Genomic DNA, 12,347 nt, shown 5'->3' on the forward strand with positions numbered 1-12,347 from the left:
GCGCATCTAGCCAACTGCGCCGTAATGCTTTTGAGGTGATTTAATAGTCATGTTCTCGGTATCCGTAGTCATATCGCATCCTGAATTCTCGGTGCTCGAAGCTAGCGTAGTTGGTGAAGTATGAGCCGAGTTCTACGAGATAAAAAGGCCACATTGGTCGCCTATGGACCGATGGATACGTTCCCTGCCGTGGTGGCCGACCGTGCACAACGCACGCCGGAGAAGACCTTACTGTATGAGATTTCGGGGCGCTCGCTGAGTTGTATTGCTTTCCAGGATACTATTCTCACCTGGGCGGCAGCGCTGAGACGCTTGGGAGTTAAAGAAGGATGTAAGGTAGCCGTCATGCTGCCCGATCCGATCGATTCACTCGCCTGCTGGCTTGGTCTCGCGTGGCTGAGGGCAGTGGAGACACCTATTAATTTGCAGTTCCATGGCAGGATGCTTACTTATGTCATCAATGACGCTGCCGCTTCCTTTGTCGTGACTGCCGAACGATTCCTACCAGTAATTGCTGCGGTAGCGGCAGACTTAAAGGAGGTGTGCGCGATTGTCGTACCAGATTTAACTGAACCGGTCAGGGTACCGTCCGTCCCACTTGTGGGCGGCGTAGACTTCTTTCGCGACGTCGAGCCAGCCTCCGACCTGACACCGCCATTGCGACACGATATTTCTACTATGATTTATACATCCGGAACGACCGGACCGTCGAAAGGTGTGCTTATCCCTTGGGGATTGTGGGCGGACTTACAGGAGACAACGGGGTCTCATCTGAATGAGCAAGATATAACTTATGATCCGTTTCCGATGTTTCACGGTGGAGGCAAGTCACTAGCACAGATAGCAATCAGATCCGGCGGTTCCGTAGTACTACGCGAGCATTTTCGTACAGATGCGTTTTGGGAAGATATTAAGCGCTGGGAGTGCACCTTCACGGCACTTCTTCCGGCGATGGCTGAATGGCTACTTGCGCGTCCGCCACACTCCGAAGACGATAAGAGTTCATTGCGGCGTGTCGGGATGGTACCGATCATTCCAAAGATTGAGGAGTTCAAAACACGCTTTCGAGTGCAGGTACAGACAAACTTTGGTATGACTGAGGCTGGCGTGCCGATCGGTACTGCTCCATTTACGTCTGATGTCACTGGAAATTATCGTAGTTGCGGCCGTATTGGACCTAGCTATGAAGCACGCATCGTCGATGCCTACGATTACGATGTGGCGGATGGGGATGCGGGTGAACTTGTGCTGCGCTCCAAACTTCCTTGGGGCCTCATGTGCGGATATTTCGGCCGACCTGAGGTTACAGCAAAGGCATGGCGCAATGGCTGGTTTCATACTGGAGATGTATTTTGCCGTGATGCTGACGGGAATTTCTACTTTGTAGACCGGATGAAGGACGCGTTACGGCGACGTGGTGAGAATATTTCTTCTTTCGAAGTTGAGGCGCTGGTTAACGAACACTCAGATGTACTCCAGTCCGCAGTCATTGGTGTACCGTCTGAGTTTGGTGAAGACGAGATCAAAGTCTATATCGTTCCGCGTCCTGGTGTATTGCCGAATCCCAAGGCGCTACTCGATGAACTTGCCGAACATATGCCGCGATTTATGGTGCCACGCTACCTTGAGTTTATCGAACAACTGCCCCGTACTGAAGCCACGTTGCGCGTGCAAAAAACAAAGCTCAGGGAGGAGTGGCGGAATGTCCGTACGTGGGATCGGCAGATAGGTCAGTTCCTAGGTACCGATACTTCAGCGTAAGCTCTTCTATCGAGGCAGCGGTCTAGTCAGCTACCTAAGATAATCTCTACTTTATTGGAGAACCCTTCGCGAAGGATCTATCTTGCGTACTGTGTTATCCGGGTGCGTTTCTACTTCGGGTAGTGGTCTATACAGCAGCCAGGAGATTGATGCGGTACGCATGAGTCGCCATGGCTGCAGTGCGGATATGAGGAAGAAAGCGAATGCGGGTAGAAACCGCGCTGCAAGGCGCGTTTGATGCGGGTGGACCGATCCATCGAAAACTTGACGATCTGGCGAGGACCGCCCGGTTCATCGAAGAGGCGGGATTCGACGGGTGCACGGCGGCGGAAGTCGGCCACGATCCTTTCCTGCCGCTGCTGGTCGGCATCGAGCATACGACGCGCCTGACGTTCTGTCCCAACGTGGCTGTCGCCTTTCCGCGCAGCCCCTTCGTCACAGCCCAGATTGCCTGGGATCTACAGCAATTCTCGGCGGGCCGATTTCATCTGGGCCTCGGCAGCCAGGTCAAGGCGAACAACGTGCGTCGCTATTCGACCGCCTGGCCAGGACCGCCGGGTCCGCGCATGCGCGAATACATACTATGCCTGCGCGCCATCTTGCAGAGTTTCAATGCGGACAAGCCTACGTTTTTCGAAGGCGAACATTATCAGTTCACGATGCTCCAGCCGATGTTCAATCCCTATGTCCATCATGGGCCGTCCGAGCATCCGCATATTCCGATATATATCGCTGCAGTCAACCCTTACATGGCTCGCCTTGCCGGCGAGCTCGCCGACGGTATTCGTCCGCCCGGCTGGGTCACTGCGAAGTACTTCAAGCAGGTGCTGTTGCCGGCGATCGAATCGGGTTGCAAGAGCGCCGGGCGAACGTTGGCCGATATCGATCTCGTGGGCGGCGGCGTCACCTTGACAGGAAAAGATGCAGCGGAGATCGAAGCGAAAAAAAAGACCATGAGGGAATTCATCGCCTTCTTCGGCTCGACCCGCAGCTATCATGGCGTGTTCGCAGTCCACGGATGGGAGGATCTCGGTCTGCGCCTGCACCAGATGTCGCTCGAAGGCAATCACTGGGAAAAGATGGGCGAGTTGATCACCGATGACATGATCGAGGAGTTCGCCATCGTTGCCACCTACGATGAATTGGTTCCCAAGCTCAAGGCACAATGGGACGGCCTGTGTACAACCCTGAGCCTGCCCTATCATCTGCCCGTGCCGCAAGAGCAGTTGCAGTCGATGGTCGCCGAACTGCAAGGTCGGACGGTTTGACAAGCCGTCTAGATGACTCTGCGGATTCGTGAACGCCCGCCAGGCAACTTAGTCTGGTCAGACGATGTGGCCGCCGGACTGCGGCTCCTACTCTTTTCGACAAAGCCTTTACTTGCGGTTCTTGATGTCCAGCAAGCGAAAACGAGCGTGGCCCCAGCGACTCATGGTAGTCCGTTCTGGAGATCCAATGGAGAAGAACCATCGGCCGATCGCTGCCGCGCCGGATGCGCTTTCCTTGACCTGGGACGAGCCGGGCAACGGCGAGATCGAGTTGACGGAACTCAAACAACAGATTGCCGAAATGCTCGACCGTGAGGCCATCCGTCAATTGCCGATTTCCTATGCTCGTTTTGCCAGAACCAAGGACGTCGATGCGCTCGTCGGACTGTATGCGAAGGATGCGACGCTCGATGTGGCGGAGAACATGAGCATGCAGGCAGGTCCGTGTTCCGGCCTGGAGGCTATCCGCAAGACCTTGCGCGCCGACCTGCCGAGAATGGACTCCTACCCCTTCATCCACAGTCACCACTTCGAGATGCTGGGGAATGGCAGTGCCCAGGGCTTCGTATATATTGAGCTCCAGATATGCGTGGAGGGGCTTGGTGTATCGTATATCGGCTGCTACCAGGACCAGTATGTGAAGGAAGACGGCGTCTGGAAGTTTCGCTCGCGCAAGCTTTGCGCCATCCCCCTGCCGGCGCCGGCAGCGGGGCACGATTGATTATGAGGAGGATTCGTGTCGCTTTTTGGAATTCGCTTTGATCTGCGCAACCCGTCGTTCAGCGGGACCTCCATGGCCGAGCGTGTCGCGGCCGCACTCGAAATGGCGGAATGGGCCGATCGGCTGGGCGCACGCCAGATCGTGCTTGCCGAGCATCATGGTTCCGAGGACGGCTATCTGCCCAGCCCGCTGACCATGGGTGCCGCGATTGCGGCCAAAACGCGCCAAGCGGTCATTCGGCTGTTTCTGGCCGCCCCCTTCTATGACCCTTTGCGTCTGGCCGAGGATCTTGCGCTGCTCGACCTGATCAGCAAGGGACGCATCGATGTGAATCTCGTGGCCGGATACGTTCCCAGCGAGTTCGCCATGTTCGATGTGCCGATGTCCGAGAGGCCGGCGCGTATGACCGAGGTCGTCAAGACCCTCAAGCAGGCATGGAGCGGGGAGCCATTCGAGTATCGAGGCCGAACGGTGCTGATTCGCCCGGCGCCGTTTCGCCGCGGCGGCCCGCCGATTACGCTCGGCGGCAGCAGTGAAGCCGCCGCTCGCCGGGCGGCGCGCATCGGTGATGGTTTTGCTCCCGGCCTGCCGACGCTATGGGATTTTTACCGAGATGAATGTCTGAAGATCGGCAAGCCCGATCCGGGTCCGCCGCGGCGGGCCACGCCGGCCGTCACCATTTTGTCCCTGAATCCTCAGGAGGCCTGGGAGACACTGGCGCCGTACTTTCTCCATGAGACCAACGCCTATGGCGCCTGGGAGGCCACACGAGGCGGTGAAATCCTGCATCAGCAGGCGGCGGATGCCGCGGCGCTACGCAAGATGGGTACCTACCGCATCCTGACTCCTCAGGACTACCAGGAGGAGTTGCGCGCCGCTGGGGCAGCTGCCTTCACCATGCTGCATCCGATGGTGGGAGGGATTCCGCCGGAGCTTGCATGGGAGCATCTCCGCTTGTTTGAGCAGCATGTGCTCTCGGGAGGCGGTTGAGAGAGAGAAACTCTTTAAACGATGCGGATTGCTGTTTTCAACTCGGTCCGCTCGATATTTGCATACCCGCCAACCCGAAAAAAGTGGACAATCGGACCGTTGCGGGTCGTGCCGCGCCAACCGGCGGTGACGAAATGACGATACCAGGAGGTTTGGAGCGTATTGCGCACTATGCCGGGCAGGTAGAGAGTCAGGATCTGGCGCAGCTGCTTGCCGGGCGCCAAATGTCCATCGAGCGATTCTGCGAGCTGCTGGAGCTTATCTATCAGGGTCCGACCGAGATCATCCCCTGCAGTAGCGCCATGATGCAGCTGCGCAGTTGGCTGCAGGCCAACGAGAGCGTTCTGGTCCTGCGCCCGCCCGGAGCCGATGCGATGGGCCTGGTCATGCGCGATGGGAATGATGGCTCGCAACTTTACAACTATATTTATACCCAGTTTCCGATTTTCTCGCTGGATCCGTTCCTTGGTCTGCCGGCGGATCAGGTGGTGACGCTCGACGAGGTCATCAATCACGAGACCTATGTCAAGGGCGAATTTTTCAAGCAATACGTCGAACCTCGTCAGGTGCGCTACATTCTCGCTGCCGATATTCATGGAGGGCAGGGCCGAGAGTTCCGGCTGCGCTTCACACGTCCGCCGGAAGCGCAGGATTTCTCGGCAAGCGACAAGGCGTTCGTGCAGGTGCTCGTCCCGCACTTCAAGCGAGCATTGGATCTCCACACCCGGCTTGGACAGGTGGAAGCCGAGATGCGTCTTTATGCCGATGTCATGAGCAGCATGCTGGTGGGTTCGGTCATTCTTGACGAGACGGGAACGGTGCTACGCACCAATAGCGTTGCACAGGCGATTCTCGCCGATCGCGACGGCCTCACTCTGGTGCAGAACACCCTCATCGCCGGATATCGCACCGAAAATCGGGAGTTGCGGCGCCTGATCCGCCAGGCTCTGGAGATGCCGCCCGGGCAGCCGGCCGTCGCCGAGGCGCTCTCTATTCCCCGCCCCTCGGGACGCGCGGCGCTGAGTCTGCTGGTTCGTCCCATACCGCTTTCGGAGCGTCTGGATGGGGTGAAACGCCCGAGTGCCGCTGTTTTTATCCGCGATCCGGAAAGAAACCTTCATCCCTCCTTTGAGCTTGTGCAGCGGCTTTTCCACTTCACTCCCGCGGAAGCGAAACTCGCTCTGCTGCTCACCGATGGGCTTTCGCTCGACGAGGCGGCCGAGGAGATGGCGATCCGCAAGAATACTGCGCGAGCGCATCTTCGTTCGATTTTCTCCAAGGCGGGCGTGAAGCGCCAGATCACTCTGGTGCGGCTGCTGTTGAACAGCGTTGCCTCGATCAGTTGAGGATTTCTTCCACATCGTGCGCAAGGATTGCGTCGCCGCGTCGGGATTGTTGCAATAACACGATTAGACTGTCGCAGTTTTGATTATTGTCATTGCTTGGAGTTGCTTCTTAGACTTCATCTAAATTGATTGCACCCACCGGAGAGACATGAAATGGAAATGAACGACATGGTGATCGTCAGCGTCGATGACCACATCATCGAACCGCCGACGATGTGGGATCAGCATCTGCCTGCCAAGTACCGCAGTATCAAGCCGCAATGGAAGGAGCGTGCCGACGGTTCGCAGTACTGGGTGATGGAAGGGCGGATCCTGCAGAATTTCGGGCTGTGCGCTGCGGCCGGGCGGGTGCGCGAGGAATTGGGCTCCGAGTCGGAGCGCCTGGACCAGATGCGCCCCGGTTGCTGGGATATCAAGGCCCGCATCGAGGACATGAATGCCAACGGCATCATGGCGGCAGTGAATTTTCCCACCTACGTGGATCTCGACGGCTCATTCTTCCAGACGTTGCCCAACCAGGAAAATGCCCTGGTTCTGCTGCGTGCCTACAACGACTGGCATATCGATGAGTGGTGCGGAAGCTACCCGGGCCGCAATATTCCGATGGCGATCATCCCTTTCTGGAATATGGATGCCGCCGTGGCTGAGATCAAGCGAGTGGCGGCCAAGGGCTGCCGCGCCATCAGCATGTGCGATAACCCATCATTGAAGGGCTGTCCCAGCATTCACAATGCCTACTGGGAGCCTTTGTGGCGCGCCTGTGCCGAACACGACATCGTCATCAATCTTCATATCGCATCCGGTGCGCGGGCACCGCATGCCTCCATGGAATCGCCGATCGACTGCTGGATCATCAGCATGCCCATGGCAATCGCGAATTCTGCGGCCGACTGGCTGTTTCTGAGCGCACTCGATCGCTATCCCAACCTCAAGATCTCGCTCGCCGAGGCGGGCATCGGTTGGATACCCGCGCTGATCGAGCGCGCGGACTTCGTCTACAATCACCATCGCGCCTGGACGCATGCCGATTTCGGACCCGGCCGCCTGCCGAGCGATCGTTTTCGCGAGCATTTCCTCACCTGCTTCATCGAGGATAACTTCGGCCTGCGCAATATCGATGCCATCGGCGAGAAGAACATCGCCTATGAATGCGACTATCCGCATTCGGATTCGGTATGGCCGCATACACCCGAACGGCTGTACGACAGCGTCAAGCATCTGCCGGATGCCACCATCGACCGGATCACTTACGCGAATGCGCTCGAGGTGTTCAAGTTCGATGCCGTCGGCATGCTCGGCGGCCGGCAGAACTGCACGGTGGGTGCGCTGCGTGCCCAGGCGAAGCATGTGAATACGGAGCCGGTATCCTTCGGCGGCATACACCCGCTGGCGCCCGGTGAGAAGCCGCGCCCGGTGACTTCCGGGGATGTGGCCCGGGTTGTCGAGGCGCTCAACAAGTCGGCTGCCTGAGCCGACGGGCACGCCGGACGGTCCGCCCATCTGCTGGGCCGATCCGGCGCTGCTCTCAGCCGGCATTGTTTTTCGGCGTCGCTCGGGTTCGCCTCTGCCGCGTTCTTCGCGGATAGTCCGATCAGACGATTTCGCAGCCGGCCGTTCAAATACAGTGGCATACCTTTGTAACCGGTACGCCCGCGATTTCAACGCGGCCGACGGTAAGAGGGAGCTGCATGCATTTCGAGCCCAACTCCGGCGACGGTGCCTTTCGTGCCGAAGTGCGCGAATTCATTCGGCAGCATCTACCCCCCGACATGGCTCGCCGCAGCTATATCTGTTCCCAGCCCCCGGATATCGAGGACTTTCGGCGCTGGCAGGGCATCCTGCACGATCGTGGCTGGGGTGCGCCGCATTGGCCGCTCGAGTACGGCGGCACCGACTGGACGGCGATGCAGCGGCATATTTTCATGGAGGAAATCTATCGCGCCGATGCCATCGACTATGGCTGGCAGGGTACGCACATGATCGGCCCCGTGCTGATCGCTTTCGGCTCGCAGGCGCAGAAAAAGCGCTTTCTACCGCCCATGCTGCGGGGCGAGGAAATCTGGTGTCAGGGATTCTCGGAGCCGAATGCCGGTTCGGACCTCGCCAGCCTGCGCACCCGCGCCGAACTCGTGGGCGATGAATGGGTGATCCACGGACAAAAGATCTGGACCAGTGATGCATCGGAGGCGGACTGGGGATTCTTTCTGGTGCGCACCGATCCGGAGGCCAAACCGCAGCGCGGCATCTCGATGCTGCTCGTGCCCATGAACGCAGCAGGAATCCGCATTCGTCCGATCGAGGCGCTGAACGGCGGACGCGATCTGAATGAAGTGTTTCTGGACGGGGTGCGCGTGCCATGCGAGAACCTGGTCGGTGAACCGGGGAAAGGCTGGACCTATGCCAAATATTTGCTGGAAAAGGAGCGCACTGCCAGCGCCTATCTGTATCGCAACAAGCGCGAGCTGGAGAAGGCGAAACAGATCGCCCGCGCCGAGCACACCGCGGGGATGCGGCTCATCGACACGCCGGAATTCGCCCGCAAGATTGCCCGCGTGGAAGCCGATTTATTGGCGCTGGAATGGTCGGTGCTGCGCATCCTGGCCGGAGAGAAGAACTTGCATGATGCGGACGCCGTGGTCTCGGCGCTCAAGATCCGCGGCTCGGAAATGCAGCAGCGTGTCGCCGAACTGCAGCTCGATGCGCTCGGTCCGCGTGCACTGCGGGTGTTCGATCAGCAGGATCGCAGTGCCGAGGTGATCGAAGGCACACCGCTATGGCCATCGTATGTGCCGGGCCGCCTGGGCCAGTTCCTGTACGCACGCGCAGCGACCCTTTATGGAGGTACGCGCGAAGTGCAGAAAAACATCATTGCCCGCCGCGCGTTCGGACTGTGAGTTGCACGATGGATTTCAATCTCACCGATGAACAGGAGATGCTGCGCGAGGGTGCGAGACGATTCCTGCGTGAGCATTACGGCTTCGAGCAGCGCCGCGCAATATCGGCGCATCTACCGGGTTTTTCCGTCGAATGCTGGAACAGCTATGCCGAACTCGGCTGGCTTGCGCTCGGCCAGCCCGAAGATGCCGGCGGCTGGACATGCTCATTCGTGGAAACGGCGATTCTCATGGAGGAATTCGGCCGTGCGCTGGCGCTCGAACCCTATGTTTCCACCGCCGTGCTGTGCGCGCGTATCCTTGAGCGCTGCGGCAATGTCGAGGCACGACGCTCGATGCTCACCGCGGTGGTGGAGGGGAAGGTCCGTTTGGCGCTGGCACATCAAGAGCCGGGCGGTCGTTACGATGCTCGGCCGATTTCCGTCGTCGCCACGCGCAGCGGCGATGACTTTGTGCTGCAAGGCTGGAAGAGCGGTGTGCTCGATGCTCCGGCGGCGGATCACTTGATCGTCTCGGCGCGGCTCGAAGGCGAGGAGAACCCGGCACTGTTCCTGATCGATGCCGCCGCTCCTGGCCTGCGCATGAATGCCTACCCTCTCATCGACGGCACCCGGGCCGCGGATGTCGGGTTCGAGGCGGTGCAGGTATCCGCCTCGTGCAAGCTGGCCGAGGGCAGCGTCGTGGACGAGCTTTTGCAGGAAGCGCTGGATCGTGCGACGCTGGCACGCGTTGCCATGGCTCTGGGCGCCATGGAGAGCGTAGTGCAGCTGACGGCGGAATATCTGCAATCGCGAGTGCAGTTCGGGCAACCGATAGGGCGTTTCCAGGCGCTGCAGCACCGTCTGGCGGAAATGTTCGTCGAGGTGCAGGAGACCCGCTCCATACTGTATTGCGGACTGGCACATGTGGACGCGGAAGCCGCACAGCGCAGCGCCATGGTTTCCGCCGCCAAATACGTCACGGCGAATGCGGCGCGAATCGTCGGCAGTCAGGCGATCCAGCTGCATGGCAGCATCGCCATGACGGCGGAGTACGCGGCCGGCCACTACTACAAACATTTATTCGCCTTCGAGAAGATCCACGGCGATGCGGATTGGCATCTCGATCGCTTCGCCCGTCATGCCGCCGTCTAAGATCGTCTGGTTGCGAGAGACCCATGCAGCTGTCGTATACGCCTGAGGAAGAACAATTTCGTCATGAAGTGCGTGCCTGGCTGCGGGCGAACGTGCCGCGCGGCAAGCGTCCGCGCACAGGGCTTGCTCTGCGTGAATACGATCTCGCCTGGCAGCGCCGCCAATACGAGGGCGGCTGGGCGGGTATCTCCTGGCCCACCGAATACGGCGGACGAGGACTGTCGCTCACACAGCAGGTGATCTGGTATGAGGAGTGTGCGGCTGCTCATGCGCCCGTGGGCGGCTCGACCTTCGTGGCGCTTTCGCACGCCGGCCCGACGCTGATCGTGCGCGGTACCGAGGAACAAAAGCGTTTTCATTTGCCGCGCATCCTGAAGGGCGAGGCGATCTGGTGCCAGGGTTTTTCAGAACCGAATGCCGGTTCGGATCTCGCCGGTCTCAAGACCCAGGGGAGAGTCGAGGGTGATCACCTGGTCGTGAACGGCTCCAAGATCTGGACTTCGTATGCGGCGATGGCCGATTGGCAGGAACTGCTGGTGCGCACCGATCCGGGCGCGCAGCGTCACAAGGGCCTTACCTGGGTGATCTGCGATATGCACGCTCCGGGCATCACCATCCGAAAGATTCCCACCATGTCCGGCACCGGTAATTTGTGCCAGGTGTTCTATGATGAGGTACACATTCCCCTCGCCAACGTGGTCGGGGAAGTGAATGACGGCTGGAACGTGTCCATGACCACGCTGGGCTTCGAGCGCGGCACAGCCTTCATCGCCCATCAGATTCATCTCGCGGCGACCCTGGAGAAACTGTATGCGCTGGCTCACAAGATCGGTGGGCCGGATGGCCGCGGCCGCGCCATCGAGGATGGCGCCGTGGCCGAGCAGTTGCTGAAGCTGCGGGCCGAGGTGGCTGCGTTGCGCGCCATGACCTACCTCAGCGTCTCGCGCGGTGCGCGCCAGGCGGTGCCCGGTCCGGAGGGTAGTATCATTGCACTCTGCTACGCGGAACTGTCCAAGCGGGTCTACGCCTTTGCCGTGGAGTTGTTGGGTAACGAGGGATTGGAGATGCACGCCGAGAATCCGGATTGGCTCACCGACTACCTGGATGCGTTCAAGAACACCATCGCCGGGGGCACCTCCGAGATTCGTCGCAATGTGATCGGCGAGCGCTTCCTGGGACTGCCGCGCGGCGGGCGCTGAGCACGAGAATTGCCATGATCGATCTCCTTCCTTCCGAAGAGCAGCAACAGATCGTCGACAGCGTCGTCGCCTTCCTGACAGAGGAGTTGCCTCTGGCTCGGCTGCGTCCGGGTCCCGACGGTGAGCGGCCGGCCGATATCGGCATTTCCACCGAGCGATGGCGCCATATCGCCGGCTTGGGATGGTTCGCGCTGGGTGTGCCGGAAATTCAGGGCGGCGCCGGATACAGCGTGGTCGCGGAAATGCTCCTGGCCCGCGAGCTAGGCCGTTATGCGGTGTCGCCGTCGATCGCCGCGACGATCGCGGCGGTACATCTGGCCGCGGCCACCGGCAGTGAACTCCTGACGGGTTTCATGGCCGGCGATCTACGCGTCGCCTTCGCCAACCGTTTATGCGCCGACAGCGACGAGTATCACTTGATCGATGCCTGCGGCGCCGATCATTTCCTGGTGCTGGACGGCATGCAGACGCGGCTCTACGAGGCAGCCGTTTTCAACGATGCCAGATCCGTGATCTCCCTGGACGATGCCGTCACCCTCGAGCGTGCGCATCTGGCCCCGGGGGAGCGAGCGTTGTTGCAGGAGACCGATGGTGGTATTGCGCAGCGGGTTTCATTGCTCAACTCCGCGCAGCTGCTTGGCGTGGCCGAGGCTGCATTGCAGCTGACCGTGGACTATGCCAAGGTGCGTGAGCAGTTCGGGCAGGTCATCGGTTCGTTCCAGGCGATCAAGCATGCCTGCGCCGACATGGCGGTACGGGTCGAGGCCGCCTATGCGCAGGTTTTTTTCGCTGGCCTGTCGCAGGCGAGCCTCCAGCCCGATACGGCTTATCAGATTGCCGCGGCGAAGCTGATCAGCGCCGAGGCGGCATTGACGAATGCGCGTTCCGGTATCCAGATCCATGGCGGCATCGGCTTCACCGCCGAGTGTGACGCACACGTCTTCCTGAAGCGTGCCCATTTGCTGGGCCGGTTGGGCGGCGAGCGGCGTTGGATTCGTGAAACGCTCCTGGCGAACACCGCGGAGGCCGAGTGAC

The 12,347-nt window shown here is 59.8% G+C and carries 10 protein-coding genes; all 10 read left to right on the top strand.

Annotation, left to right across the window (positions count from 1 at the left end; genetic code table 11):
* Window positions 1-120: 120 nt before the first annotated feature.
* The 10 genes from ACG33_RS15600 to ACG33_RS03745 all read left to right on the top strand — a co-directional run bounded on the left by ACG33_RS15600 (window position 121) and on the right by ACG33_RS03745 (window position 12,346).
* Window positions 121-1,761, top strand: a complete 1,641-nt coding sequence (locus ACG33_RS15600) for an AMP-binding protein (protein WP_083536417.1) — start codon at window positions 121-123, stop codon at window positions 1,759-1,761.
* Between the two features lie 203 nt (window positions 1,762-1,964).
* Complete coding sequence (locus ACG33_RS03700; protein ID WP_066918802.1) at window positions 1,965-3,029, top strand: TIGR03617 family F420-dependent LLM class oxidoreductase; 1,065 nt, start codon at window positions 1,965-1,967, stop codon at window positions 3,027-3,029.
* Window positions 3,030-3,216: 187 nt separating this feature from the next.
* Entirely contained in the window at window positions 3,217-3,750 is a 534-nt protein-coding gene (locus ACG33_RS03705; RefSeq protein WP_066918804.1) for a nuclear transport factor 2 family protein, read from the top strand.
* 15 nt (window positions 3,751-3,765) lie between these two features.
* On the top strand, window positions 3,766-4,740 hold the full coding sequence (locus ACG33_RS03710) for an LLM class flavin-dependent oxidoreductase (RefSeq protein ID WP_210399166.1): 975 nt from the start codon (window positions 3,766-3,768) through the stop codon (window positions 4,738-4,740).
* A 134-nt stretch (window positions 4,741-4,874) separates the two neighbouring features.
* Window positions 4,875-6,086 carry a helix-turn-helix transcriptional regulator gene (locus tag ACG33_RS03720; RefSeq protein WP_083537145.1) on the top strand — a complete coding sequence of 404 codons (1,212 nt, stop codon included), beginning with the start codon at window positions 4,875-4,877 and terminating at the stop codon, window positions 6,084-6,086.
* A 153-nt stretch (window positions 6,087-6,239) separates the two neighbouring features.
* Entirely contained in the window at window positions 6,240-7,556 is a 1,317-nt protein-coding gene (locus ACG33_RS03725) for an amidohydrolase family protein (RefSeq protein ID WP_066918812.1), read from the top strand.
* A 218-nt stretch (window positions 7,557-7,774) separates the two neighbouring features.
* Window positions 7,775-8,980, top strand: coding sequence for an acyl-CoA dehydrogenase family protein (locus tag ACG33_RS03730; RefSeq protein WP_066918813.1), 1,206 nt, complete (start codon window positions 7,775-7,777; stop codon window positions 8,978-8,980).
* 8 nt (window positions 8,981-8,988) lie between these two features.
* Entirely contained in the window at window positions 8,989-10,113 is a 1,125-nt protein-coding gene (locus ACG33_RS03735; protein WP_066918815.1) for an acyl-CoA dehydrogenase family protein, read from the top strand.
* A 23-nt stretch (window positions 10,114-10,136) separates the two neighbouring features.
* A complete protein-coding gene (locus tag ACG33_RS03740; protein ID WP_066918817.1) occupies window positions 10,137-11,312 on the top strand; it encodes an acyl-CoA dehydrogenase family protein in 1,176 nt (391 codons plus the stop codon).
* Between the two features lie 14 nt (window positions 11,313-11,326).
* The gene (locus tag ACG33_RS03745) at window positions 11,327-12,346 is read left to right on the top strand and encodes an acyl-CoA dehydrogenase family protein (protein ID WP_066918819.1); all 1,020 of its coding nucleotides are present in this window, start codon (window positions 11,327-11,329) and stop codon (window positions 12,344-12,346) included.
* Window position 12,347 lies beyond the last annotated feature (1 nt).

Source organism: Steroidobacter denitrificans (assembly GCF_001579945.1).
In the GTDB taxonomy this organism is placed as follows: Bacteria; Pseudomonadota; Gammaproteobacteria; order Steroidobacterales; family Steroidobacteraceae; genus Steroidobacter; species Steroidobacter denitrificans.

Excerpts from the sequence above, each read along its gene's own strand:
- ACG33_RS03705 (WP_066918804.1), top strand. The coding sequence starts at position 3,217 with ATGGAGAAGAACCATCGGCCGATCGCTGCCGCGCCGGATGCGCTTTCC.
- ACG33_RS03700 (WP_066918802.1), top strand. The coding sequence starts at position 1,965 with ATGCGGGTAGAAACCGCGCTGCAAGGCGCGTTTGATGCGGGTGGACCG.
- ACG33_RS03730 (WP_066918813.1), top strand. The coding sequence starts at position 7,775 with ATGCATTTCGAGCCCAACTCCGGCGACGGTGCCTTTCGTGCCGAAGTG.
- ACG33_RS03735 (WP_066918815.1), top strand. The coding sequence starts at position 8,989 with ATGGATTTCAATCTCACCGATGAACAGGAGATGCTGCGCGAGGGTGCG.
- ACG33_RS15600 (WP_083536417.1), top strand. The coding sequence starts at position 121 with ATGAGCCGAGTTCTACGAGATAAAAAGGCCACATTGGTCGCCTATGGA.
- ACG33_RS03720 (WP_083537145.1), top strand. The coding sequence starts at position 4,875 with ATGACGATACCAGGAGGTTTGGAGCGTATTGCGCACTATGCCGGGCAG.
- ACG33_RS03725 (WP_066918812.1), top strand. The coding sequence starts at position 6,240 with ATGGAAATGAACGACATGGTGATCGTCAGCGTCGATGACCACATCATC.
- ACG33_RS03745 (WP_066918819.1), top strand. The coding sequence starts at position 11,327 with ATGATCGATCTCCTTCCTTCCGAAGAGCAGCAACAGATCGTCGACAGC.
- ACG33_RS03740 (WP_066918817.1), top strand. The coding sequence starts at position 10,137 with ATGCAGCTGTCGTATACGCCTGAGGAAGAACAATTTCGTCATGAAGTG.